General features: G+C 57.2%; 20 protein-coding genes and 3 pseudogenes. 13 read left to right on the top strand and 10 right to left on the bottom strand.

The window, feature by feature from the left end; all coding sequences use genetic code 11:
- Window position 1 precedes the first annotated feature (1 nt).
- Complete coding sequence (locus tag ACYZT2_RS21490) at window positions 2–1,369, top strand: HlyD family type I secretion periplasmic adaptor subunit (protein ID WP_461967154.1); 1,368 nt, start codon at window positions 2–4, stop codon at window positions 1,367–1,369.
- A 145-nt stretch (window positions 1,370–1,514) separates the two neighbouring features.
- Here the strand turns inward: ACYZT2_RS21490 and ACYZT2_RS21495 are convergent, their stop codons facing one another.
- A complete protein-coding gene (locus ACYZT2_RS21495) occupies window positions 1,515–2,111 on the bottom strand; it encodes a tRNA-uridine aminocarboxypropyltransferase (protein WP_461967156.1) in 597 nt (198 codons plus the stop codon).
- Between the two features lie 14 nt (window positions 2,112–2,125).
- Window positions 2,126–3,022 (bottom strand): LysR family transcriptional regulator, encoded by an 897-nt coding sequence (locus tag ACYZT2_RS21500; RefSeq protein WP_461967158.1) that lies wholly within the window; start codon window positions 3,020–3,022, stop codon window positions 2,126–2,128.
- A gap of 326 nt (window positions 3,023–3,348) precedes the next feature.
- On the opposite strand from ACYZT2_RS21500, the gene speB reads away from it, so the two are divergent.
- The 5 genes from speB to ACYZT2_RS21525 all read left to right on the top strand — a co-directional run bounded on the left by speB (window position 3,349) and on the right by ACYZT2_RS21525 (window position 8,301).
- A complete protein-coding gene (speB, locus tag ACYZT2_RS21505; RefSeq protein ID WP_030131905.1) occupies window positions 3,349–4,299 on the top strand; it encodes an agmatinase in 951 nt (316 codons plus the stop codon).
- A gap of 9 nt (window positions 4,300–4,308) precedes the next feature.
- Window positions 4,309–4,731 (top strand): YybH family protein, encoded by a 423-nt coding sequence (locus ACYZT2_RS21510; protein ID WP_461967160.1) that lies wholly within the window; start codon window positions 4,309–4,311, stop codon window positions 4,729–4,731.
- 54 nt (window positions 4,732–4,785) lie between these two features.
- Window positions 4,786–6,297, top strand: a complete 1,512-nt coding sequence (locus ACYZT2_RS21515; protein WP_461967162.1) for a purine-cytosine permease family protein — start codon at window positions 4,786–4,788, stop codon at window positions 6,295–6,297.
- 189 nt (window positions 6,298–6,486) lie between these two features.
- A complete protein-coding gene (locus tag ACYZT2_RS21520) occupies window positions 6,487–7,866 on the top strand; it encodes a sodium:solute symporter family protein (RefSeq protein ID WP_461967164.1) in 1,380 nt (459 codons plus the stop codon).
- A 183-nt stretch (window positions 7,867–8,049) separates the two neighbouring features.
- Window positions 8,050–8,301: an acyl carrier protein gene (locus ACYZT2_RS21525; RefSeq protein WP_461967166.1), complete on the top strand. Its 252-nt coding sequence runs from the start codon at window positions 8,050–8,052 to the stop codon at window positions 8,299–8,301.
- Window positions 8,302–8,436: 135 nt separating this feature from the next.
- Here the strand turns inward: ACYZT2_RS21525 and ACYZT2_RS21530 are convergent, their stop codons facing one another.
- Together ACYZT2_RS21530 and ACYZT2_RS21535 are read right to left on the bottom strand one after the other, a co-directional pair.
- On the bottom strand, window positions 8,437–8,565 hold the full coding sequence (locus ACYZT2_RS21530; RefSeq protein WP_007914492.1) for a PA1414 family protein: 129 nt from the start codon (window positions 8,563–8,565) through the stop codon (window positions 8,437–8,439).
- Window positions 8,566–8,704: 139 nt separating this feature from the next.
- Window positions 8,705–9,025 (bottom strand): annotated as a pseudogene (locus ACYZT2_RS21535) (LysR substrate-binding domain-containing protein); the annotation flags it as partial.
- On the opposite strand from ACYZT2_RS21535, the pseudogene ACYZT2_RS21540 reads away from it, so the two are divergent.
- Window positions 9,018–9,926, top strand: a pseudogene (locus ACYZT2_RS21540) (YbfB/YjiJ family MFS transporter); the annotation flags it as partial. The pseudogenes ACYZT2_RS21535 and ACYZT2_RS21540 sit on opposite strands and share 8 nt — an antisense overlap.
- Here ACYZT2_RS21540 and ACYZT2_RS21545 read toward each other — a convergent pair.
- Both ACYZT2_RS21545 and ACYZT2_RS21550 read right to left on the bottom strand, forming a co-directional pair.
- The gene (locus ACYZT2_RS21545) at window positions 9,862–10,794 is read right to left on the bottom strand and encodes a DMT family transporter (RefSeq protein ID WP_008013548.1); all 933 of its coding nucleotides are present in this window, start codon (window positions 10,792–10,794) and stop codon (window positions 9,862–9,864) included. The pseudogene ACYZT2_RS21540 and the gene ACYZT2_RS21545 overlap by 65 nt on opposite strands.
- A 223-nt stretch (window positions 10,795–11,017) precedes the next feature.
- A complete protein-coding gene (locus tag ACYZT2_RS21550; RefSeq protein ID WP_461967169.1) occupies window positions 11,018–11,854 on the bottom strand; it encodes a CvfB family protein in 837 nt (278 codons plus the stop codon).
- Between the two features lie 351 nt (window positions 11,855–12,205).
- Here ACYZT2_RS21550 and ACYZT2_RS21555 point away from each other — a divergent pair, with 351 nt between their 5' ends.
- From ACYZT2_RS21555 to ACYZT2_RS21565, 3 genes are all read left to right on the top strand, one after another.
- Window positions 12,206–12,394 carry a hypothetical protein gene (locus tag ACYZT2_RS21555; protein WP_017337097.1) on the top strand — a complete coding sequence of 63 codons (189 nt, stop codon included), beginning with the start codon at window positions 12,206–12,208 and terminating at the stop codon, window positions 12,392–12,394.
- Between the two features lie 221 nt (window positions 12,395–12,615).
- Window positions 12,616–13,332, top strand: a complete 717-nt coding sequence (locus ACYZT2_RS21560; RefSeq protein ID WP_461967171.1) for a TorF family putative porin — start codon at window positions 12,616–12,618, stop codon at window positions 13,330–13,332.
- A 77-nt stretch (window positions 13,333–13,409) separates the two neighbouring features.
- Complete coding sequence (locus tag ACYZT2_RS21565; RefSeq protein ID WP_461967173.1) at window positions 13,410–14,279, top strand: DUF6279 family lipoprotein; 870 nt, start codon at window positions 13,410–13,412, stop codon at window positions 14,277–14,279.
- Window positions 14,280–14,390: 111 nt separating this feature from the next.
- On the opposite strand, the gene ACYZT2_RS21570 is transcribed toward ACYZT2_RS21565, so the two are convergent.
- Window positions 14,391–14,783 carry a transcriptional regulator gene (locus ACYZT2_RS21570; RefSeq protein WP_461967175.1) on the bottom strand — a complete coding sequence of 131 codons (393 nt, stop codon included), beginning with the start codon at window positions 14,781–14,783 and terminating at the stop codon, window positions 14,391–14,393.
- A gap of 202 nt (window positions 14,784–14,985) precedes the next feature.
- Between ACYZT2_RS21570 and ACYZT2_RS21575 the strand changes: the two genes are divergently transcribed.
- Both ACYZT2_RS21575 and ACYZT2_RS21580 read left to right on the top strand, forming a co-directional pair.
- The gene (locus ACYZT2_RS21575) at window positions 14,986–15,720 is read left to right on the top strand and encodes a DUF899 domain-containing protein (RefSeq protein ID WP_461967177.1); all 735 of its coding nucleotides are present in this window, start codon (window positions 14,986–14,988) and stop codon (window positions 15,718–15,720) included.
- Window positions 15,721–15,958: 238 nt separating this feature from the next.
- Window positions 15,959–16,171, top strand: a complete 213-nt coding sequence (locus ACYZT2_RS21580) for a hypothetical protein (RefSeq protein ID WP_461973210.1) — start codon at window positions 15,959–15,961, stop codon at window positions 16,169–16,171.
- Window positions 16,172–16,231: 60 nt separating this feature from the next.
- On the opposite strand, the gene ACYZT2_RS21585 is transcribed toward ACYZT2_RS21580, so the two are convergent.
- The 3 genes and pseudogenes from ACYZT2_RS21585 to ACYZT2_RS21595 form a co-directional block, all read right to left on the bottom strand.
- Window positions 16,232–16,792, bottom strand: a complete 561-nt coding sequence (locus ACYZT2_RS21585; RefSeq protein ID WP_461967179.1) for a hypothetical protein — start codon at window positions 16,790–16,792, stop codon at window positions 16,232–16,234.
- A gap of 669 nt (window positions 16,793–17,461) precedes the next feature.
- Window positions 17,462–17,917: an Imm42 family immunity protein gene (locus ACYZT2_RS21590; protein WP_461967181.1), complete on the bottom strand. Its 456-nt coding sequence runs from the start codon at window positions 17,915–17,917 to the stop codon at window positions 17,462–17,464.
- Window positions 17,914–23,610 (bottom strand): annotated as a pseudogene (locus ACYZT2_RS21595) (hemagglutinin repeat-containing protein); the annotation flags it as partial. The gene ACYZT2_RS21590 and the pseudogene ACYZT2_RS21595, both read right to left, overlap by 4 nt.
- Before the next feature lie 346 nt (window positions 23,611–23,956).
- Here ACYZT2_RS21595 and ACYZT2_RS21600 point away from each other — a divergent pair.
- Window positions 23,957–24,229, top strand: a complete 273-nt coding sequence (locus ACYZT2_RS21600) for a hypothetical protein (protein ID WP_461967183.1) — start codon at window positions 23,957–23,959, stop codon at window positions 24,227–24,229.
- Window positions 24,230–24,238 lie beyond the last annotated feature (9 nt).

The following is a 24,238-nucleotide window of genomic DNA, read 5'->3' on the forward strand; positions in this document are numbered from 1 at the left end:
CATGGCTGATTCATCGTCCGCGTCATCAAAGGACAGAGGCTACTTTGGCAGTTTCAGCAAAAGCGCCGAAAGCGAGTTCATGCCGGAAACCGCCGGCGCGTCGTTGCAGGATTCGCCGCGCTGGTCGCGGATCACCGTGTGGCTGGCGGCGGCGCTGCTGATCACCGCGCTGGTCTGGGCCAAATTCGCCGTGTTGCAGGAAGTCACCACGGGTGAAGGCAAGGCGATTCCGTCGAGCAAGATTCAGGTAATCCAGAACCTGGAAGGCGGCATCGTCACGGAAATCTACGTGCGCGAAGGGCAAATGGTGAACAAGGGCGACACCTTGCTGCGCCTGGATGACACGCGATTTCTGTCGAACAAAGGTGAAAGTGAAGCGGATCGTTATGCACTGACTGCGCAAGTCGAACGGCTGTCGGCCGAAGCCGAAGGCCGGCCATTTAAGCTGTCCGCGGAAGTCATCGCCAAGGCTCCGCAAGTGGCCGAGGATGAACGCTCGCTGTACGAACAACGCCAGCGCCGACTGGCCAGCGAGCAGCGCACGCTAACCGAACAACTTCGGCAGAAGACTCAGGAGCTGGCGGAGTTCCGTTCCAAACAGGGGCAGTTCAGTTCCAGCCTGGCGCTGCTGCAACAAGAGATGAACATGTCTGCGCCGCTGGTGGGCACCGGGGCGGTTTCGCCGGTGGAAATCCTGCGGCTCAAACGCAGCGCGGTGGAAATCCGCGGCTCGCTGAACGCCACGACCCTGGCGATTCCCCGGGCGGAATCGGCGATCAATGAGATCAAAAGCAAGATCGACGAGTCCGAACAATCCTTCCGTTCGGACGCGGCAAAAGAGCTGAATGAGAAACGCACCGACCTGTCGAAAATCACCGCGACGAGCATTGCCATCGACGACCGGGTGACGCGCACCACCGTGGTGTCGCCGGTTCACGGCATTATCAAAATGCTGAAGGTCAACACCATCGGCGGCGTGGTCCAGCCGGGCAACGACATGGTGGAAATCGTGCCGCTGGAAGACAACCTGCTGATCGAAGCCAAGGTCCGCCCTCAAGACGTAGCGTTCCTGCACCCGGGCCAGAAAGCCATGGTCAAGTTCAGCGCTTACGACTACACGATTTATGGGGGGTTGAGTGCGAAGCTGGAACTGATCGGGGCGGACACTATTACTGATGAGAAGGACAACAGTTTTTATCTGATTCAGGTGCGCACCGACAAGAATCACTTGGGCGGGGATGCGAAACCGCTGCTGATCATTCCGGGGATGGTGGCGACGGTGGACATTATTACCGGGGAGAAAAGTGTGCTGGATTATCTGCTTAAACCGGTGTTGAAAGCGCGGACTGAGGCGATGCGGGAGCGGTAGTGATTATCCAGATACTGCGGTGATTGGTCCGGCCTCTTCGCGGGCAAGCCTCGCTCCTACAGGTTATTTGTCGTGTTCAACATTTGCGACCACGCAAATCCTGTAGGAGCGAGGCTTGCCCGCGAAGAGGCCGGCACAAACAACACTATTTCGGCCCATGATTGCGCAGAAAAACCTCCTCCCCCATCGCCGCAATCTGCCCCTCGATCAACGCCTCGAATGGCTTCAACAACGGCTCAAAACTGACGGGTGACTCAAGCGTTTGCAACGCCTGAACAATCGCCTCCACCGTCGACAACGCCCCCGGCCCCGGCGCCTTGCGCAAGCGATAACGCGACACCCCGTCCTCGGCCAATGTCACTCTGGGCAACGCCGCCAACAATGGATTGAGGTGCAGCATTTTGCGTGCCTTGCGCCAGGTGCCGTCCGGAACCACCAGCAGCAGCGGCTCATCATTCGCGGTGTAGGCCTGCATCGGCTGTGCCTCATCGCCGGGAAACAGCAACCGTGCCTGATAGCCCGGCTGATTCAACAGCACCGGCAAATCCTCGAACACCTCGCCAACAATCAACTCGGCATTCTTCAACCCCAATGCCGCCAACCGCGCGGTGTTCAGCGCATGGTTCACTTCGCTTGGATGCTGAAGCAGCAACACCCGAGTGCGGCTGTCGAGGCTCGGGATCAGCGGGCACAGGCAATGGGTTTGCGGACGCAGGCAACGCGGGCAGTGGATTCTGGACATTGCTTCTTTTTCCTTTAAGCGGCCTGATTGAGCTGCGCTTTAAGCAAATCACGAAAAGTCTGGATCAGCGGTTCGCGGCTGCGGCCACGGCGCACGATCATCGAAAATGGCGCCTGATAACCGAACGTCGCCGGCAGCAGCACGCGCAAATCACCTTTGTCGGCCCAAGCCTGAGCGTAGTGCTCCGGCAGGTAACCGATGTAGGCGCCGGACAGCACCAGAATCAACTGGGCTTCCATACTTTCCACGGTCGCCGCGCTGTGCTTGAAACCGTGGCGCGCCAGTTCGGCCTGGCTCCAATAGCCGCGACCGACCATGCGCTGTTGGGTGATGACTTGCTCGGGGATGCGCCGCTCGGTGAACAGCGGATGACGACTGCTGCAATAAAGCCAGTGTTGTTCGCGGTAGAGCGGCATGTAGACCAGACCGCTCATGCGCGTGGAAAAGGCACCGATGGCAAAGTCGAGGCGGTTGTCCTGCACGCCGAGCTGCAGTTCGTAGGGGCTCATGACCGACAGATGCAAATGCACCGCCGGGTGTTCCTGACTGTAGGCACCGATGGCCTCGGCGAACGGCAAGGCCTTGTCACTGACGGTGGAGTCGATCACACCGAGGTTCAAGGTGCCACGCAGCTCGCCTTTGAGAGCGGCGGCGTACTGTTCGAAACCTTCGAGTTCCGCCAATAGACGCAGGGTTTCCTGATGGAACAGCTCGCCCTTGCTGGTCAGGCTGAAACCACCGCGACCACGATGGCATAGCACCAGGCCCAGGGCCGCTTCGAGCTGGCTCATGTAAGTGCTGATGGCCGAGGTCGAGAGGTTGAGCTCTTGCTGGGCGTTGGCGAACCCCTGATGACGGACCACGCTGACGAAGATGCGTAATAGTTTCAGGTCGGGTAAAGCGTTGGCCATGGGTGCTCCAAAAACACTGGTCGAGATTCAGCTACATCCCTGTAGGAGCTGCCGATCTTTTGATCTTTAATGTGTGCGGCCATGACTCCGCCAAAATCAAAAGATCGCAGCCTTCGGCAGCTCCTACAGGGTTATTCGTCAGCGGCTACGAGACGTGTTGAGTCTATCGCTACACATTCCATTAGTTTAGAAAAATCTGAACTAAGTATTTGCCCGTAGCGATTCTTCCCGGCCACTACATTTCGCAGAATCGGCCCACAGCGGTGCCCGTCTCTCCCCGAGCGTGCAACCGACATAAATAAAACAACGACGATGAGGCCTTACCCGTGGACAAGATTCTTCACCAACCACTGGGCGGCAACGAAATGCCGCGCTTCGGCGGCATCGCCACCATGCTGCGACTCCCCCACTTGCCATCCGCTGCTGGCCTGGACGCTGCCTTTATCGGCATCCCGCTGGACATCGGCACTTCCCTGCGCCCCGGCACCCGTTTCGGGCCGCGTGAAATCCGCGCTGAATCGGTGATGATCCGCCCGTACAACATGGCCACCGGCGCCGCGCCGTTCGATTCGCTGTCGGTTGCCGACATCGGTGACGTGGCAATCAATACGTTCAACCTGCTGGACGCCGTGCGGATCATCGAAGAGGCCTACGACAATATCCTCGAACACGATGTGATCCCCCTGACCCTCGGCGGCGATCACACCATCACCCTGCCGATCCTGCGTGCCATCCATAAAAAGCACGGCAAGGTCGGCCTGGTGCATATCGACGCTCACGCCGATGTGAACGATCACATGTTCGGCGAGAAGATCGCCCACGGCACCACCTTCCGTCGCGCTGTAGAAGAAGGTCTTCTGGATTGCGACCGCGTGGTGCAAATTGGCCTGCGTGCTCAGGGTTACACCGCTGATGACTTCAACTGGAGCCGCAATCAAGGCTTCCGTGTGGTTCAGGCTGAAGAATGCTGGCACAAATCCCTGGCACCGCTGATGGCCGAAGTGCGCGAGAAAGTCGGCGGCGGTCCGGTGTACCTGAGTTTCGATATCGACGGTATCGACCCGGCCTGGGCACCCGGCACTGGCACCCCGGAAATTGGCGGTCTGACGACCATTCAGGCGATCGAAATCGTGCGCGGCTGCCAAGGCCTCGACCTGGTCGGTTGCGATCTGGTAGAAGTCTCGCCAGCGTACGACACCACCGGTAATACCTCGCTGTTGGGCGCCAACCTGCTGTACGAAATGCTCTGCGTACTGCCGGGCGTGGTCCATCGCTGAGGATCGGTCATGAGCGAACGTGATCAGGTACTCAAAGCCGCCGCCGAGTTGGTATCGGCCTTTGCCCGTAACGATCGCGAAGCCTACTTCGGCGCATTCAGCGTTGATGCCAGCTTCGTGTTCTACACCCTCGAGCAGCCCCTGCTGTCGCGCGATGCCTATCAGGCGTTGTGGGACATCTGGCGCGCCGAGGACGGCTTCGAGGTGCTGTCATGCGCCTCGAGCAATGCCTTCGTCAGCCTGCAGGGCGACGTGGCGATTTTCATCCATGACGTAGCCACCGAGCTACGCATGCAAGGGGAGCAACACTTCAGCCAGGAGCGCGAGACGATTGTTTTCAAGAAACAAGCGTCTGGCCAAGAACAACAAGGCCTATGGCTGGCCTGCCACGAACATTTGTCCGCTATGCCGGAAGGGCTGCCACCCCCTTAGCCAAACAGGTGACGCTCACGCACGATGAGCGCGCCTTTATGATCGGAGCAGATCATGAATAACAACAACAAAGACCAAAGCCTTAGCAGCATCGAAACAAACGGGGTCGAACAGATCCCGGACAATGAACGCGACGCCCGGCCCAGCGACCTGTTTCGCCTGATCTTCGGCGGCGCCAATACCTTTGCCACCGCCGTACTCGGCAGCTTCCCGGTACTGTTCGGCCTGTCCTTTGAGGCGGGCGTCTGGGCGATTGTGCTGGGCGTGGTGATCGGTGCGCTGATCCTGGCGCCGATGGGCCTGTTCGGGCCGATCAACGGCACCAACAACGCCGTGTCCTCCGGTGCACACTTCGGCGTGCATGGGCGAATCGTCGGTTCTTTCCTGTCACTGTTGACCGCTATCGCGTTCTTCTCGCTCTCTGTGTGGAGTTCGGGCGATGCGCTGGTGGGCGGCGCCAAACGCCTGATCAACCTGCCGGAAACCGACCTCACCCTGGGCCTGGCCTACGGTCTGTTCGCGCTGCTGGTATTGACGGTGTGCATCTACGGCTTCCGCTTCATGCTGTGGGTCAACCGCATCGCGGTGTGGGCCGCCAGCCTGTTGTTCCTGCTCGGCATCTTCGCCTTCGCCCCGGCATTCGACAGCCAATACGCCGGCAGCGTGGCTCTGGGTCAGGCGGGGTTCTGGGCGGCGTTCATCGGCGCGGCGCTGGTAGCCATGAGCAACCCGATTTCCTTCGGGGCGTTCCTCGGCGACTGGTCGCGCTACATCCCGCGTGATACGCCGAAAGGCCGGATAATGCTGTCAGTGATTGCCGCACAACTGGCCACGCTGATTCCGTTCCTGTTCGGCCTCGCCACCGCCACCATCGTAGCGATCAAGGCGCCGGACTACATCGCGGCCAACAACTACGTCGGCGGCTTGCTGGCGGTGTCGCCGAGCTGGTTCTTCCTGCCGGTGTGCCTGATTGCGGTGATCGGCGGCATGTCCACCGGCACCACCTCGCTGTATGGCACCGGGCTGGATATGTCCAGCGTGTTTCCGCGGGTGCTGTCGCGGGTCAAGGCAACGCTGCTGATCGGCGTGATGTCGATTGCCTTCATCTTCATCGGGCGCTTTGCGGCGAACCTGGTGCAGAGCGTGTCGACCTTCGCCGTGCTGATCATCACCTGCACCACCCCATGGATGGTGATCATGATCATCGGCCTGTTGGTACGTCGCGGCTTCTACTGCCCGGATGACCTGCAAGTGTTCACCCGTGGTGAGAAAGGTGGCCGTTACTGGTTCACCCACGGCTGGAACTGGCGTGGCCTGGGTGCCTGGATCCCGAGTGCGCTGGTGGGTTTGTGCTTCGTGAACCTGCCGGGGCAGTTTGTCGGGCCACTCGGAAATCTGGCGGGCGGCATCGACATCAGTCTGCCGGTGACCCTCGGTCTGGCCTCGCTGGTGTACCTGACGCTGCTGAGCCTGTTCCCGGAACCGGCCACGGTGTTCGGCCCCAACGATCCACGCAGCAAGGGCACGGATTCGCTCGGTAAACCGGCGATGCGACAAGCCGCCTGATTCAACACATTACCTGTGGTCAACGCATGACCTGTAGGAGCGAGGCTTGCCCGCGAAGAACGATAACGCGGTCGGCCTGATGGACCGCGGCGCTCCCTTCGCGGGCAAGCCTCGCTCCCACAGGGGTCGATTTTCCACAAAGATTGATTTTCGCCTCACCATAAAAAAGACAATCGGAGACACGCCATCATGGCTTTGGATTTACTCGTCGTACTCATCTACGCCGCCGCGATGCTGATACTCGGCTACTACGGCATGCGCAAGGCCAAGACCAACGAAGACTTTTTGGTCGCCGGTCGTAACCTCGGCCCGAGCCTGTACATGGGCACCATGGCCGCTACCGTTCTGGGCGGCGCATCTACCGTCGGCACCGTGCGCCTGGGCTACGTCCATGGCATCTCCGGTTTCTGGCTCTGCGCGGCCCTCGGTTGCGGGATCGTGGCGCTGAACCTGTTCCTCGCCAAACCGCTGCTGAAACTGAAAATCTACACCGTTACCCAGGTGCTGGAAAAACGCTACAACCCGATGGCCCGCTCCGCGAGCGCGGTGATCATGCTGGCGTATGCGCTGATGATCGGCGTGGTCTCGATCCTGGCCATTGGCACCGTGCTGCAAGTGCTGTTCGACCTGCCGTTCTGGCTGTCGGTATTGGTCGGCGGTGGCGTGGTGGTGATTTATTCGGCGATCGGCGGCATGTGGTCCCTGACCCTGACCGACATCGTCCAGTTCGTCATCAAGACCGTGGGCCTGATGTTCATCCTGTTGCCAATCTGCCTGTACCAAGTCGGTGGCTGGGATGAGTTGGTGCTGAAACTGCCCGCAACCGCCTTCAGCTTCACCACGATTGGCTGGGACACCATCATCACCTACTTCATGATCTACTTCTTCGGGATCCTGATCGGCCAAGATATCTGGCAGCGTGTGTTCACCGTCAAGAGCGCCAAAGTGGCTCAGGTCGCCGGTACATTCGCAGGCTTCTACTGCATCCTTTACGGACTGGCCTGCGCCCTGATCGGCATGGCCGCTCATGTGCTGATCCCGGACCTGGACAACGTCAACAACGCCTTCGCCGCCATCGTCAAACTGTCCCTGCCGGACGGTATCCGTGGCCTGGTGATTGCGGCTGCCCTGGCGGCCATGATGTCCACCGCCAGCGCCGGCCTGCTCGCCGCCGCCACGACCCTGACCGAAGATCTGCTGCCGAAACTGCGCGGCGGTAAACAGTCGAGCCTGGGCATCAACCGCCTGTTCACCCTGCTGACCGGCATCGTGGTACTCGGCATCGCGCTGGTAGTGAACGACGTGATCAGCGCGCTGACCCTGGCCTACAACCTGTTGGTGGGCGGCATGCTGATCCCGCTGATCGGTGCAATCTTCTGGAAACGCGCAACCACCGCCGGCGCTATCGCCAGCATGGGCCTGGGCTTTGCCACCGCATTGCTGTTCATGATCAAGGACGGTATGGACGCCAACACCCCGATCTACTACAGCCTCGGCGTGGGTCTGGTGAGTTTCGTGGTAGTCAGCTTGCTGTCCCGTCGCCCGGCACCGGTAGCGAGCGCCATCTAAGAATTTCTATAACGATTTGATGCTTTCTTCGACGGGTGTGGCGTCGGTGCCACACCCGTTTTTTTTCGCCTGAAGGAATCTGCTATTTGCGCACGATGATTGACGAGTGGCAGCGCCGACACGCTTGAAGCCTGCTGTACTCAGCACCAGGGACAACAACAATGACGCCCTCGAAGAACAACCATGACAAGAGACGCCGTTCGTACAGCCGTGCATCGCCTTATCAGCCGCCTGCTGGAAAATCAGAAGGACTTTGACGACAACACTCGCCTGGTGCAGTTGGGACTGGATAAAGAAGATATTGAAGATCTGATTTTCCATCTGGAAGATCAGCTGGGATTGACGGCGTTTACCGCCGAAGAAGACCGGATGCTCAAGACTGCGACGACCGTCGACGACTTGAGCCGGTTTTTGATTGAGATCGGGCGGTATTAACCGCCACACCTGATCTAACTGTCGACCGCCAAGATCGCAGCCTTCGGCAGCTCCTACAGGTGTACCCGAAATCGCAGCACAAGCGCACTCCTGTAGGAGCTGCCGAAGGCTGCGATCTTTTTCAGGATTAACGGCTTACCGGCGGCGCTGCTGGCGGCGACGTTGTTCGTCGTCAGTGCGAATAGGCACGGGTTGCAGAGGCGGTTCGATCAAACCGAGTGCGACACCCAGGTCATGCAGCCAGTTTTGGATTTTCTCTTTCATGGTGCCCCCTTCAGGGTAGTGCCGAGCGGCCGAAGTTCTGTAGCCCCTTCGCACTGATAATAGTCCGAAGTCCTACGTAATGCTCGTCCAACATCGCAATGATCTGTTACTGAATTGATCCAAATCCCTGACCGTCAGTTCAAGCAAATGCCTGGGCCTGCATCGCTGCCGACGGGTATACCGCCTGCTGCTGCTCGATCCATGCATTCAGGTTGGCCCCGACCATGCCTTTGCGCCACATCAGCCAAGTGGTTGCGCTGGCGAACGGCTCGGCCAACGGGTGCACCGCCACGCTTTCGCGCCCCGGCAGGCTGGCGAGCATCGACTCCGACATCAGCGCCACGCCGGAGCCGGCAATCACGCAGGCGAGCATTCCCGGGTAAGACTCGATCTCCATCGCCCGGCCCATGGCCGCGTGATCATGGGCGAACCAGGCTTCCAGACGCATCCGATGGTCACATCTGGTGTTGCGTTTCGGTACGGGCGTGGCCAGCGCCTGGGTGTTGGTGATGATTACCGCATTGAGTCAACCGCTGGCAGCGGCGGCCGGTCGTCCGCGGCTCGGCGCGCTGGTCTTTGCCGGGCCGGGGCTGGGGATTTTTCTGACAGGATTATTGGCCTTGGGCTCGAACCTGCTCGGTCAGACGTCCGCGACCTTGTGGCTGGTGTATGCCGGTGTCGGGCTGGTGATGCTGCTGGGGATTCTGCCGTTCCTGCCGCAGCCGGCCGTCCCTTCTACTGCGACATCACCTACTGCTACATCGGGCGTACACGGTGTCGGACGTTTACCGGTGATCTATGGGTTGTACGGTTTGGGCTACATCATCCCGGCCACTTTCCTCTCGCAAATGGCCAGCACGCAGTTCCATGGCCAATGGCAAGCCGATCTGTTCTGGCCATGCTTCGGCCTCGCGGCGGCAATCGGGGTGGTGTTGGTGAGCCTGCGTCGACACAACCCGAACGCCACTCGCCATTGGCTGATAGCCACGTTGTGGTTGCAGGCGGCCGGGGTATTCGCCTGCCTGTTGGGCAGCGGTGCCGGACTGGCGTTGGGGGTCATCCTGTGTGGCGGACCGTTCCTGGCCTGCATGCAACTGGTGATGCAACGCTCCCGGGAACTGGCGCCCCACGCCACCCAGCGCAACGCCGGCCTGCTGACCGCGTGCTTCGCCGTGGGTCAGCTCAGCGGGCCGTTGCTGGCCGCGCTGAGCAGTCATTTCAGCGGTGGATTGCAACCCGCGCTGATAATCGCCGGCAGCGGTTTGCTCATCGCCGGCGCTTTATTGCTGCGCCCGGTCAGGGTTGCCCAAGTGCTTTGCGCAAACGACGGCGGACCCACTGTTCTGCGCTCACAAAAGTGATCCCGAGCAGAACCAGAACCGCGCCGATCACAAAGTTAAGGCTAAGCTCTTCGCCCAGCAGCACCACGCCGAACGTGACGCCGAACAGCGGCGTCATGAACGAAAACACCGCCAGGTTCGCCGCCAGATAACGGCGCAGCAGCCAGAACCAGGTCAGGTAACTGAAGAACGACACCACCAACCCCTGGAACAGCACACTGGCCACGGCAACAGTTGTAAGGCTGACATGGGTGACCTGCCCACTGAGGATCGCGATCAACAGCAGGCCGACGAAGCCGACGATCAGTTGATAAAACAGCGTCAGGGTCACCGGCGCTTCCGACAGACGAGAGGCGCGCACCACCACGGTGGTCGCGCCCCACGATGCTCCGGCCAGCACGCCCAACGCATCGCCCATCAGCATGCGGTGATCGAGGTTGTCCCACGACACGCCACCGGCAAACGCAATGGCAATACCGATGAAGGCGAGAAAAATCCCCAACCACTGCACCGGTCTTAAACGCTCACTCGGCAGCAGCCAATGCACGCCCAACGCGGTGAAGATCGGCGCGGTGTAGAGGAACACCGACATGTGCGCCGCCGTGGTCAATTGCAGGCCTTCGGAAATGAAGAAGAACTCCAGACCAAACAACGCACCCGCCAGCAAGCCGCCGCGCCAGGTACTGCCGACCTGATCCCAGCCACCCTTCCAGCAGATCAACAATCCTACGAGCAGTGCGGAAATACCCGACCGCCCCGCCGCCTGCATGACCGGCGCGATGTCGGGCGCGGCCCACTTGATCATCACCTGTTGCACGCCCCAGATCAGGCACAGCCCGACCATCACTTGCAGGGCAAATCCATCGGCGCTACGCCGGGTGGCGCTCACCGGAATACCTCGACAACACAATCCATGGCCGTGACTCGACAGTAAAAATAAAGCCCCGACCTTCTGGCTGAGCAGAGTGCCGGGGCGAAAAATGATGCTGCCGATTATTAACCAGATGGACAGAAAAAGGTGTCTGCGAAAGACCTTTAAATCGTTGCTTGCGTCATCCGGTTGTAGTCCTCTTGTAACAACCGAAAATAACTCCCTGTAGGAGCGCGTAGGGTCAGCTGAGTTCGATACGATCAGCGTGAATGACGATCTGGCCGTTCTTGTACAGCGCACCGATGGCCTTTTTGAAGTTGCCCTTGCTGACGCCGAACATACTGCTGATCAGCGTGGGGTCGCTCTTGTCGTTGACTGGCAGGGTGCCGTTGTTGTCGCGCAACTTGGCGAGGATCTTCGAATTCAGACTGGTGGCGGCTTCCTCGCCCACCGGTTGCAGGCTCAGGCTGATCTTGCCGTCGGCGCGAACTTCTTTGATAAAGCCCTTCTCTTCTTTGCCGGCACGCATGAACTTGAAGATTTCGTTCTTGTGGATCAGGCCCCAATGCTTGTTGTTGATGATTGCCTTGAAGCCCATATCGGTCGCTTCGGCCACCAGCAAATCAACTTCCTGACCCGGGGTGTAATTGGCCGGGGTCTTGTCCAGGTAGCGATCCAGACGTGCCGTCGCGGTGATGCGCCGCGTGTGTTTGTCGAGGTAGACATGCACCACGACATACTCGCCGGCCGTCATCTGGCGCTTTTCTTCGGAATACGGCAGCAGCAGATCCTTCGGCAAACCCCAATCCAGGAACACGCCGATGCTGTTGACTTCAACGACTTTCAAACTGGCGAACTCACCGACCTGAACTTTCGGCTTTTCGGTGGTGGCGATAAGTTTGTCATCGCTGTCCAGATAAATAAAAACGTTGAGCCAGTCTTCATCTTCGCTGGGAATATCTTTGGGGATATAACGGTTAGGCAGGAGGATTTCACCCTCCGCGCCACCGTCCAGATATAAACCGAAGTTAGTATGTTTAACCACTTGCAAACTGTTGTAGCGCCCGACTAAAGCCATGTCCAATACCCTCATTGCGTGGGCGGCATTCTACCCGGTTTTGCGGGCGGCGTTCGGCGGCCGGCCCGGTGGCGCAAGAAAATCCACGGAAGGCCTTAATTTTCCTGGGTTTTGCCCTGTGCGTTTGGCCGCTCGTCAGGCCATTTGGGTGCCCCACACCTTGGTTTGGCCATCCGAAAAGCGCTTTTTCTCCACTTGGGTTCTTAGTTAAAACAGCAGCTTAGGGGAACATTGCGAATAATAACTTGCGATAAATCGCGCTGCTCCAATGTGTATTTCGGGAGGATATTTACCAAGCAATTGTCAAGTATTTCCTGTACGATGCCTGGCCAAGTTAATTTCTACAGGTTAATGGCCGCCATGCGTGTAAAAGCATCCAACAGCAAAGCAAAGCCAGCTCCAGCCGTTGAAACCAGCGAATCGATCAACAACCAGATCGCTGCGTTCCTCAAGTCCGGCGGCGAGATCCAGCAAATTGCCAAAGGCGTCAGCGGCCAGACGTTCGGCCCGTCCAAGCAGATCACCTTGGGCAAGAAGTAACATCCCCCAAAGATCCGCCGCGTCACCTGGTCCCTAAGCGCTTTGAGCTTCGAAGCGCTTGGACTGGAACCCTTCCGCAAGACCCCATAAAACAAATCAATATTTCAAAAATCGACGAACGGCCCTTGATGCCGAACATTCGCCGGTATGCTTGCACGTGTCTGGATCAAGCGTTTCAGCAGGTTTTCAGAACCTGCTCCTCGCAGCTCATGGAGTGACGCATGCTCAAGCCCTCTCTATTCCTGCTCGGCAGCCTGCTGTGGTGTTCGGTCGTGCATGCGCAAGTCTTCCAGCGCGAACTGGGCGACTTCGATCTCAAACTCGCCACCACCCCGAGCCGCAGCATGGCCCAAGGTCTGGTCAAACCCTCGACGACCGGCTCGTTCCACGGTGGTCTCGACCTGAGCCACGACAGCGGCTTCTACGTGGGTCAATGGTCCCCCAGCATGGGGCTGAGCCCGTCGAGCAACCTTGAAGTCGATTCCTACATGGGTTTTAAACAGCCTTTCGATCACTCCCTCGGCTACGAAGTGGGCATGATCCATTACAGCTACCCGAAAGCGGACACCTTCGACAGCCAAGAGCTGTTCGGCGGCCTGACCCTGCTGGGCAGTCGGTTCGGCGCGGCCTTCAGCAACGATCCGGACAAGCAGAACAGCACCCTGTTCGCCGACCTCAGTGGCAATCAGCCGTTCGGCATCGGGATCAGCCTGAAATACACCACCCACCAACTCAACACACCGGTGTCCGTCGACGATGGGTATGTAGGAAGTTTTACCGACTGGTCAGTGAAATTGTCCCGGCCATTCATGGGCATCGATCTGGACTTGATCTACAGTGATTCAAGCCTGAGTGGCAATGATTGCTCCGCCTATTCCGGCCACAATAGCGAGTGCGATGGTCTGGTTACGCTCAAGGCTGCACACAGTTTCTATTAATCGGCTGAACTGCCGGACTCGGCTCGCGATCACATAAGAGAACCCAATAAGAAACCAGGTCTTCGCAAGGACTCGTCATGTCGCACTGGTTGAAACAGATCGGCGTCATCCTCACCCTCAGCCTTACCGTCGCCGCGTGCAGCCGCGTGGGCCTAGCTTACCGCAACCTCGACGTGATCATTCCCTGGACGCTGAACGACTATCTGGAAATGAACCACGAGCAAAAAGACTGGTTCAACGAGCGCCTCAAAGAACACCTGAGCTGGCACTGCACTACGCAATTGCCTGGTTACCTCGACTGGCTGGATCGCTTACAGGCCATGGTCGAGGCCAACCAAATCACCGACGCCGCGCTGCAAACCCGCACCCAGGAAGCCAAACAGGCCATCGCCGAAACCGCCCGGCAGATCACCCCATCGGCCATCGAGTTGTTGCAGGGCCTTGATGACAAGCAAGTCGCGGAAATGAACGATGCCTTCGCCAAGGACCAGCGCAAACGCCAGGAGGCCTACCTCAAACCGTCTCTGGAACAACAGATCAGCGAGCGGAGCAAGCGCATGGAGAAACGCCTGAATGTCTGGCTCGGACCGCTAAGCCCGAACCAACAGCAACGGGTAGTGGCTTGGTCGAATGCCTTGGGTGATCAGAACAAACAATGGATTGCCAACCGCGCCCATTGGCAACAGCAATTCAGCGCGGCGGTTGCGCAACGGCAGAGTCCAGAATTCCCACAACGAATCGAGACGCTTCTGGTGAATCGCGAGAGCTTGTGGACGCCGGCTTACCGCGAGGCCTACGCCAACACCGAAGCCCAGGCTCGGGCGTTGCTGGTGGACGTGATGGCCGAGAGCACGCCGGTTCAGCGTCAACAGTTGCTGAAGAAGATTGAAGGCGTGCGCAAGGATTTCACTGATTTGCAATGCCTGAAAGCGGCGCGGCAGGAATAAAAAAAAGCTTCGCGGGCAAGCCTCGCTCCTACTGGTAAGCGTTGTTCACACATTTTGTGAACAACACAAAACCCGTAGGAGCGAGGCTTGCCCGCGAAGCTTTTTACGGTATCAAGCAATCTGCGCCTTCGACGCCACTTCATCAAACGTCAATTCCTCCAGCGCATCCTCCTGTTCATCCAGCACCTGCCGCGGATGCTCATTACCCGGAATGCTGCTATCGATCAGGCTCAACAACCTCGAGCCCCGGGGCGTTAAAATGTAATTCTCGCCATTGCCACCCTGATCCTCCGGTCGAGGCTCGATATAACCCCGCAGCAGCAGTAACTTTTCGTACTTGCCAGCCACCGTTTTCAAGTGGTCCAGATTCTCAAACGGCTCGCCCGCGTTGGCTTTCGCCGCCGCATACTGCTCGGCATAAGGCCGTGGAGTGAAACTGTGGCCGGCGCCGTTCTGCACTTCATGCAGCAAGCGTTCAATCAAATCCCAGTTATAAGTCGTCATCCTGATTCAACCTCCAATGCCCGCGAGTGAAATGGCCTTCATCAGTTGTGACCGACGCGGTGAGCAGCCGTTCAGCCGAGGTATTTCGCCCTACCGACCGGCGGTATGTCGAATAGGGCACAGACCAAACGACTAGGCTGTGTAAGAAGGTTTAACCCGCAGCGCGAATCGACTTTCGCCAAAGCATGCAGGAGAAATCACCATGAACATTCAGAATCATCCGGTCGTGTCCCGAGAAGAATGGCTCGCCGCCCGCAAACAACACCTGGCCCACGAAAAAGCCTTCACCAAGGAGCGAGACAAACTCAGCGCCGAACGCCGCGCCCTGCCCTGGGTGAAAATCGACAAACCCTACCGCTTCCAGGGCCCCCACGGCGAACTGAGCCTGGCCGACCTGTTCGGCGGCCGCAGCCAATTGATCATCTATCACTTCATGTTCGCTGCTGGTTGGGACGAAGGCTGCCCCGGTTGCTCGTTCTTGTCCGACCACATTGACGGCGCCAACCAACACCTGGCCCACCATGACGTGGCCGTGGTCGCGGTTTCCCACGCCCCCTTCGCCGAATTCCAACCCTTCAAACAGCGCATGGGCTGGAAATTCGACTGGGTCTCGTCCGAAGGCTGCGACTTCAACTATGACTTTGGCGTATCGGCCCGAGCCGAAGACGTCGCCGCCGGAAAAGCTACCTACAACTACGAAAAATCCGACGGAGTTGAAGAAGAACTTCCTGGCCTCAGCGTGTTTTATCGCAATGAAGCGGGGGATATTTTCCATACCTATTCCACCTATGCCCGAGGCCTGGACCTGCTGGTCGGCGCCTACAACTATCTGGACCTCACGCCAAAGGGGCGTAATGAAGAGGAAATCATGGATTGGGTGAGGCATCACGATCGGTATGAGGACAAGGCACCGGGCAGTTGCTGCCATGGGGGATAGGCCGCAGCCATCGCGGGCATTGGATCGGGTTGAACACAACATCCGCCAACACCACAAATCCCCTGTGGGAGCGAGCCTGCTCGCGATGACTGACTAACATTTAACATAGATGTCGACTGATACACCGCTTTCGCGAGCAGGCTCGCTCCCACAAGGTTGCGTGGTGTTCTGTAGGTGCATCCAATTGCCTAACTGCAACTACGGCAAACGCCCTACATCAACCTCGGAATCTGGCACCTTGCACCGCTGGAACGACGTCCTGCAAGCCATGGCCGACTACCGAATCCGCACCGTCACTCAGGTACTGGAAAACATCGCCTTTCGCGCCGAGATCGGTTGCGACACGGTTGTACTTTCCAACTGTTCAAAACTGCTGACCATACCGTTGCGTGATGGCTGTGATTTGATGGACGTGATTGGTCGAAGGTTAAGGGCGCAAGCAGCGGAGTGAATGAAAAACGGGCGACCTATGGGCCGCCCGATTTACATAGGGAATACAAATAAATGAGCCTTACGCTGAAGGCACGCTCGTCACGGGAATGCGTTCCTGAGGCTGCGTTATATCGTAGATATGCTGCTCACAACGACTACCAACAAATTGAAACTCCACCAAATAGACCTTGCTTCTTTCCGGTGTGAAAGTGGTTTTGAGCGGACCGCAGCTATAAGTATTCCCGACTCCCCCACCCTTCGAATAACCCGACACCTGGAACGGCTGATCGGCATCGGCCTGTACTTCCAGCTGTGGGAAGCGTTTAAGGGTAGCGCTGTTGGCTGCTTCGTTGAGTTTGGCAATCCAGCCGAACACCTTCCCCTGGCCTGAATCCACAACGGTTCCAAGCACCTCCATACGCTGGTCAGGATCCGCTGCGCGGCGGATCGAGAACTCTACTGGGGAAGTGTTACCTGATGCTTTCATGATGACCTTGGCGTGTTGCGCATCGACTGTCACCTTGTTCTGGCGCAGTTGGATACCGTCCTTCAGTAGGCTGGGAGAAGAGTCCCTGACGTTGGAATGGCAACCTGGTAATGCCAGAATCAGGGTCAGAGTTAACAGCGTGCTTCTCTTCACGTAGGAAAGTCCTTATAAACGTATATTCGGCTGATGAGAAAATATTTTTCAAAACGGCGAATCATAAATACTGAACTAGCCAGAGGCAGACCTATCAGCAGAAAAAATTGACAACTTTATTTTCTGGCCAGCACACCCGAAACCAAAAAAATTCGCCCCCTTTCTTTATTATTTTTACCAATTTTTTTATATGCTCACTCTTCCGCCGAGCGCATACCTTTCAATTGTAGCTCTGCACTCCACCCCTGCGGGGGACATTGATTCCCACTCCACCACCTCATACCGTTCTCCTTCCATTTCTGACGTAAAGCAAGATGCGTAACTGAGGAATCATCATAACCAAACTCCGTACCGCAACACGGGCAGATATTGTATGAAGCACATCCAAAACTATCATAGGGTGCTTCATCAAGATCGGGATACATGCATACAGGACAGATGAATATCGTTTTTATGAGCATTAAAGTAATCCAAGTTGCGCCCCCATCACCATGAACAACCACATCGGGCAACACCAAACTCATCTACTTTCAGATTAAAACGAACAACATCCCATTAGCTCTGACTCTTGGACTTGTAGCACTAAGACTTTAAAGAGGACAGATTTATTTTCTGGCCACCACTCTCAGGAGATAAATTCGTCCGACTCTCATTCCTAACACCTTACACTCACAACTCCCCAATACCTTTAACCACATTAATTACAGTACCCACAGACATTATTTTCTCATGCACGGTCTTTCCAAAATCACAACTCCAGACAAGACGATCACTATTTGTCAATTGCTGGAAGTAAATAAAGCAACCACAGTCACTCAGATATGTACATGTCAGGTCCTGCACGCTTGAAATCAAGTGAGCCCCTCCGCAAAAAAAATAATCATGTGCGGTTTTAAAAAGATCTTCTGCCGTAATTTCGGGATCCCCATCTATAACACGATCGAACTCCATTTTGGCATAGAAGTTAACGGCAACTTTAAGCTCTGTCACCTCGACTGCCTCTACCATGCGCCGACCATCAACGAACATGCAGAACATTCCATTCAGCCAATAGCCATCCGGATCAGTCCAGCAATCAACCACATCAAACTGTATTGCGAAATCAAATGGTTCGCCGTAAATCATCTAAGTTTCACTCCCAAAGCTTTCTGAACCTCAGAGGGAACATAGTTCGCTCCTAGAGGATTCTTAGCATCACCTGTACTGCCATTCCAGTGAAAAATGCCATTGGTACCCTCAAATCGGTGAACATTACCATTTTCATCCTTAGCGAAGGTAACAACTTTGTTTGGATAGGTGATGGGACTTTTGATGGACTGTCCAAATAAATCTAGCGAGTTTTGTGGTTCGATACCCGCGTTGGGACGATTACCTATCTGACCAAGAGTATGTTTGGAATTTGATTGATACGTCAGCCCGTTGGAAGCGACAGTTGGGTGAGCAACAGGAATCGGACTCCCTCGATTCTTGCCTACCACCGCAGCCACAGATGTCTTGCTTCTGGACGCTAGGCCGCCGGCGCCCAGAACCTCGATCGTATCCTTCCCTACTAGTGCAACCTTTTCCCATGTCGGCAAGGCGTCATACAGTAACGCCATATCATTCTGATTTTCATCAGTGACGTACTGACGAATCCGACCAGCTTCCTCAGACGACAGATCAAAAAACCAGGTAAGCGCACTGACGCCGTCCGCAGCGGTGATTCCCATATCCAAGTCAGATTGATAGTAGATTGTGCAAACGCCGCCAGTGCCGGCGCAGTCCGCAAGCATTTCTGCACGTTTTTGCGCGCTCAGCCCCTTGTACTTTTCCCAGATCCCCTCTGTAGATTCGCCTTTCTTATTTGCGGCTATCAGCTCTCTAGCCCAATTACTCACGTCTTGGGCACTAAGCCCGTTATTTTCTACCGCATTTTTCCCAACAAGAGCCGCCGTAACGGCATCCAGCGAATCAGTCCCCGTGAACGCACCGCCAATGCCAGCAACCAGCGTAGCCAAACTAGAAATGGTCTGTTTCTGCTCGGCGGTCAGCCTGTCGTTACTCATGTCACCGTAGAGTTCTTCCTTGATGATCCGAGCAATCTCTTCCGCAGCAACAGCACCCACCGCACCCGCAAGGGCTGAGCCACCATTAGCTTTGGCAACCAGCGCCCCCAACACGGCGTGAGCCATCAGATTGGCCGTTTTATCTCCCTCAGTTGCATCTCTGATGGCCTGAGCAACGTATGGCGCAGCGGCCCCGGCAAAAGCGCCGGCGATGTTGCCACTGAGCACGCCTTGCACGATCGAAGTCACGGCCTGAGCGGCCTTTTGGAAACTGCTGCCCATGCCGTAGTCACGCTGAATTTGCTGGCTGATCTGTTCGGCCGTCGGATTGACGAACCCTTGATCTTTCAGTTTCTGAATCGCAACCTTCGAGGTCTCGCTGTTCGGGTCCTCGGCTTCTTTCATCTTCGCGGCAGCAATGGCGTCACTGATGCCCTTGGTCAGCTCGATGGCGCTTTTTACAAGCTCGACGCGCTCTTTCATTGCCTCCGTGTCGGGCTTGTCGAGTTGCTGATTGGCGTTCGCTGTGTCCCGGTTCAACCCCACGAGATCGTTGGCGCCTTCAGGGTTGCGCACGATGATCGTGCCTTCACTGACCGCGCTGCGGGTTTTGCTTTTATCCGAGTCTGTAAGTGCGACACCGTACAATCCACCTACTGAAGCGCTTGCAGCCCCACCGCCATAGCTACTGGAAACACTCACGCCTCCCGATTGCGCGCTGATCTCACTGACATTTTTTATGTCGCTGACGATCAGACGATCAGTGCTCAGCACGTTTTTATCAGCGGAGGCGTCGCTGGCGATCACGCCGCCTTGCAAGGTCGTATTTTTGCCAACATCCAGGTTGTAACCACCCGCCCCGGCAAACAGGCCAGTCTGCTCCGTGACCGCTCGATACTCACTGTCCATGTTGCCGAAGGCCAGGCTTCCGGAAGCCGTCACCGGCGTGCCATAACAAAAAGGCGGGATACAAATGCTTGCACCGAATCCGCCGCTGCTCTGTTTGTTTTCCTGGGTTTCAACATCCTGGCGGGAAATGATGTTGAGGTTCCCTTCAATCTTCGCATTGATGCTGTCAGCGTTAACCTGAGCCCCCGCCAATGTGGTATCGCCACCACTACGTAGCACCAGCGTTCCCGCATTCAGCGTGGTGTTAACTTGGGTGATCGAGCTGCCGCTCCCGGTACCTTTCGCGCCCGAAGCACCGAGATCCAGGGTAAAGCCGTTTTGTTGGCCAATGTTGAAACTGGCACCGATGGCAGTTTTGTTGCTGGAGTTGTTATTGGCCCATTCAGCAGTGTTTTGGGCGCTCTCCAGAACAACGTTGTGTTTGGCATCCAATACAGCGGTGCCGCCCGTACTCAGGCTACTGCCAATGACGTGAATGTCACCCTGAGAGCCTGCCGCGCTGCCATTTGCAATGATGGTGAGGCCGGTCCCCGCGTTGACCGTGCTTTGCTTGGCTGTCTGACTGTTGTATTCACTCGTGCTTTTGTTGTGGGTATTGGCAAGCTCGGTGCCGATTTTTATCAACGAGCCATTACTGGCGGAACTACCCTGTTTGTCTTTATAAGCCGTGGTCGCGTCGTCGGCCTGGGAACCCATGCCGCCCAAGTTGTAGGCCGCCAATGCGGCTTGTGCCAACTTCACGGCTTTGAGTCGTGGATCTTCAGCATCATTGGCCGTCTTGACGGCTGTGCGAATGGTGTTGACGGTGTCGATGATCGCACCACCGAGAACTCGTCCCACACCCAAGTTGTTGCTTTTGTCTGTGGTGCTTTGGTTCGAGCTTTCCATGCCTGCCGCGATGGTGACATTCGACCCCATTAGGGTCATGTTTTTGATGCTGAACAGATCGCTGGCGATAACATCCAGATCACCTCCCGCGACGAGGCTGACATTGCCCGCACTTGAGCCAATGGTGCTACCGGTCAGCGTGGTTTGCGACATCGTGCCATTGTGTTTTTGGCCACCAACCGACAGGTGCTGGTTGCCAGTGATGTCATCGACACCAAGATTGTTGGCCGTCAGTACACCAGTAAAATCGCGGTTCTTCTCCTTATGCACTTCGGTGCGGGTGAAGGTGTTTTCGGCAGCGTTGATTGTCAAGTCACGCCCCGCGCGCACTGTCAGATCCTCAGTGCTGACCACGGCCGAGCCTGTGATGTCGACATCGCGCTTGGCGCTCACCGCAACGGTGTTACCCGAGATCAGGCTACCCACTGCAGTGGTTTGAGTCTCCGAAACGTTGTCTTGGACTTTGCTCGATTTCAAACCACCCCAGCTGCTTTTGCTGGAGCTGCTCTCATGGCGAGCACTTGATGAATCGGTGACGGCCACAATTTTCACATCATTGCCAGCACCCAGACCGACGCTGCTGGTCTCGGAAACCACGTTGCTGCCTTCGATCAGCAAGTCTTTACCAGCCACCAGGACGCTCTTGCCCTGAGAAGTGACCGCACTGCCAATGTTCATCGTACTGGAAGTCTCCTGAAGGAGGCTCTTTTTACCCGACGAACTTTTCTTGGTCTTGCTGTAGAAACTGTAGTCTTCGTCTTGAGCCGCCCCCAAAGACAGATCACCACCGGCAACCAGATACGCCTCGTCCCCGGCACTCACCCGGCTGGCGATCAGCCCCAAGTCCTTACCCGCGCTGAGGGTAATGCTGCCCCCTGCATTAACAGTCGTAGACACCTGACTGACATGGTCTTCCTGACTGGTGAACTTTTTGTTTTGGCTGAAGGAGTGCTGTTCATCCGCCGCAGAGGCCAGTGTCAGGTCACCGACTGCGTTCATGCTGACGTCACGTTTGGCGTCGATCTGACTGGCGATAACGGTGAGATCTCGGCCGGCATTGACCTTCAGGTCCCGCCCCACATCCACGTCTGAACCATATTGGGTGATGGTTTGATCGCGGTGTGTGCCGACTTCGTGGTTGACGATCTGTTCGGCGGATACGATGTTGACGTCACGACCGGCGCTGATCGTGGTATCGGCACCGCTTTTCAGCACGCCGCCGGTGTTGTTGACGTCGCGCCCGGCGTTGAGGGTCAGCGCGTTGGCGGCTTCGATGCGGGCGGCGCTGTTGACGAAGTCCGTGCGTTCGTTGGTGTAACCCGTACCACTTTCGTGGGTGGTGACGGTGCGTTCGTTGATCACGTCGCCACGGGTGGCGGTGAGCGTCACGTCCCGCCCGGCAATAATCCCCCCCGCCTTGTTGGTCAGGTTATTGGTGGCCAGCACCTTCAACTGCTCCCCCGCCTCCAGCAACCCGCTGCTGACCAGATCATTCTTGGCCGTCGCATCAAGGTTCTGGCTGGCGCGCAGGGTGCCGGCGTTGTTCAGGTCTTTGCCGGCGATGAGGGTTACGTCGCTGCCCTGGATCAGCGCGCCGTTGGCGGCCAGGCGGTTGTTGGCGTTGGCCAGGTACAGCACCGGCACCAGGACTTTTTCGCCGTTCACTTCATGCTCTTCGAGCCAGACGATGTCGTGGGTCAGGGCCGCGACTTGCTGTGAAGTGAGGGTCACGCCGAGGCTCAGGTTGAGTTGGCTCTTGCTGGCGATGGCGTTGTTCATCAGGTACTTGTAGAGCGCTTCGTCCGAGGTCTGGCCGTCGATGAAGCGTTGGCCGGTACGGGCGACCACGGCTTGCTGGATGAGGCGTTGTTCGTAGAGACCATCGCCCAAACGCTTGGCGCTTTGGTCGGGGTTGTAGCCCAGACCGGACAGCAGGTAGTCCGAACTCATGAATTGCTTGAGGTCGGTGAGTACCGGGTTGGTTTCGATCAGGTATTTGTGCGGCTGGGATTTGCCGGCGCTGTTCGGCAGGCCTTGCACGCGGTTGATGGTGACCGGCGTAGACGATGCACCGGCGGTGACTTTGCCGCCGGTAAGCGTCCAGCTTTGCGGGCCGGTGCCGGTTGGGTGGGTGCTGCCTTCCTGGCTCAGACGGAACAGGCCGTTCTGGCTGGTGGGCAGGCTGAAGCCGGGCAGCGCCAACGGGTTGACTTGTTGCTGGGCCAGATCGGGGGCGAGTTGCTGGTTGATCTGGATTCGCGTCGAGTAGCCACTGCCCGCGCCGGTGTCGGTTTGGGTACGACCCGCCGCCACATAGGCATAGTAGGGGCGAACCACGCTGTTGTTGATGTTCTGGGCGGCATCGAGGGTGACGTTTCCGCCCGCCTGGATGATGGCATCCAGAGATTCGCCGCTGATGACGCGGCTGCTGGTCGGCAGTGTTTCGCCCATCCAGGCCAGAAAGTTGCTCATGTCCTGTTCGACGGTGGCCGAAGGTGTCGGGTTGTTTCGTTGGGTGAAGAGGTCGGCCATTCTAATGGCCGAAGCGGTTTCGTTGACCCAGCTGACGAATCGTCGGGTGGATTCGATTTCCTGCTCTTGCACACCCTTGTTGTTGATCGTCGACGCCGTGATCGTTAAATCCCCGGCGGCCGTCACGCTGCTGCTGGTGTTGTTCACTTCGCCGGCGTTAATCGTCAGGTCCGCGCCGCTGTTGATCGTGGAGGCTTGCGAATGAAGCGTGATCTTCAAACGATCGGTTTCAGCGATCTCCCACAAGCCGTTTCTGCGGCCACCGCCACGGCTGTCACAGCCACCGGCGATCTGTTCGCAGGGCAACTCAGTGATGGTCGCGACACTTTTCTCATGCTCGGTGTACTCCAACACATCCATGACGTTGTTAACCGTCGTGGCGGCGATCGTCAGGTCGCCCGTGCTATCAATCCCTGCGGACCTGTTGTCCAGCAGATCGGCCTTGGTGTGGGATTTGACGAATGTCATGCGGGCGATTGCCTGTGCGGACAAAGTCCTACGCAAACCTCGGAATCAGACGCCTTGCACCGTCGGAACGATGAAGCTTATAGTCCGCCCGTCGTCCACATGGCGACCGGGTTTGGCGACCTGACTAACGAGTGCGAGAGCTGTCTGCTTATTTGCAGGCGCCTCTGCATCCGCAAAACTGCTTTTTATGGCAGTTGTGCGCGGGAGACCTTCGGGTCTGCCGGTTACTCGTTTCCGGTTCGCCAACCTGCGTACAGCTGCCACCCTCTTCGTTTGGCGACGATTTGTTGGCACTCTCAATAAACTAAACGAGGCTCCACCGATGGATAGATACATGCCCCTCACCGGAATCGACTTGATCCCGGCATCTCTGCTGATCGACACCCAAGCTCCACTCGATGTTCTGCACGCCATGGCTGACTACCGCATCCGCGCCGTTACTCAGGTACTGGAAAACATCGCGTTTCGCGCCGAGATTGGTTGCGATACGGTTGTGCTTTCCGACTTTTCGAAACTGCTGGCCATTCCGTTGCGCGATGGTTGTGATTTGATGGATGTGATTGGTAGACGGTTGCGGGCACAGGCTGCGGAGTGAATGAAAAAG

It is taken from the genome of Pseudomonas sp. MDT1-85, from assembly GCF_054898065.1.

What these genes read in the sequence shown, in the direction of transcription:
- ACYZT2_RS21490 (WP_461967154.1), top strand. Translation starts at nt 2, where the DNA reads ATGGCTGATTCATCGTCCGCGTCATCAAAGGACAGAGGCTACTTTGGC.
- ACYZT2_RS21495 (WP_461967156.1), bottom strand. Translation starts at nt 2,111, where the DNA reads ATGTCCAGAATCCACTGCCCGCGTTGCCTGCGTCCGCAAACCCATTGC.
- ACYZT2_RS21500 (WP_461967158.1), bottom strand. Translation starts at nt 3,022, where the DNA reads ATGGCCAACGCTTTACCCGACCTGAAACTATTACGCATCTTCGTCAGC.
- ACYZT2_RS21510 (WP_461967160.1), top strand. Translation starts at nt 4,309, where the DNA reads ATGAGCGAACGTGATCAGGTACTCAAAGCCGCCGCCGAGTTGGTATCG.
- ACYZT2_RS21515 (WP_461967162.1), top strand. Translation starts at nt 4,786, where the DNA reads ATGAATAACAACAACAAAGACCAAAGCCTTAGCAGCATCGAAACAAAC.
- ACYZT2_RS21520 (WP_461967164.1), top strand. Translation starts at nt 6,487, where the DNA reads ATGGCTTTGGATTTACTCGTCGTACTCATCTACGCCGCCGCGATGCTG.
- ACYZT2_RS21525 (WP_461967166.1), top strand. Translation starts at nt 8,050, where the DNA reads ATGACAAGAGACGCCGTTCGTACAGCCGTGCATCGCCTTATCAGCCGC.
- ACYZT2_RS21530 (WP_007914492.1), bottom strand. Translation starts at nt 8,565, where the DNA reads ATGAAAGAGAAAATCCAAAACTGGCTGCATGACCTGGGTGTCGCACTC.
- ACYZT2_RS21550 (WP_461967169.1), bottom strand. Translation starts at nt 11,854, where the DNA reads ATGGCTTTAGTCGGGCGCTACAACAGTTTGCAAGTGGTTAAACATACT.
- ACYZT2_RS21555 (WP_017337097.1), top strand. Translation starts at nt 12,206, where the DNA reads ATGGCCGCCATGCGTGTAAAAGCATCCAACAGCAAAGCAAAGCCAGCT.
- ACYZT2_RS21560 (WP_461967171.1), top strand. Translation starts at nt 12,616, where the DNA reads ATGCTCAAGCCCTCTCTATTCCTGCTCGGCAGCCTGCTGTGGTGTTCG.
- ACYZT2_RS21565 (WP_461967173.1), top strand. Translation starts at nt 13,410, where the DNA reads ATGTCGCACTGGTTGAAACAGATCGGCGTCATCCTCACCCTCAGCCTT.
- ACYZT2_RS21570 (WP_461967175.1), bottom strand. Translation starts at nt 14,783, where the DNA reads ATGACGACTTATAACTGGGATTTGATTGAACGCTTGCTGCATGAAGTG.
- ACYZT2_RS21575 (WP_461967177.1), top strand. Translation starts at nt 14,986, where the DNA reads ATGAACATTCAGAATCATCCGGTCGTGTCCCGAGAAGAATGGCTCGCC.
- ACYZT2_RS21590 (WP_461967181.1), bottom strand. Translation starts at nt 17,917, where the DNA reads ATGATTTACGGCGAACCATTTGATTTCGCAATACAGTTTGATGTGGTT.
- ACYZT2_RS21600 (WP_461967183.1), top strand. Translation starts at nt 23,957, where the DNA reads ATGGATAGATACATGCCCCTCACCGGAATCGACTTGATCCCGGCATCT.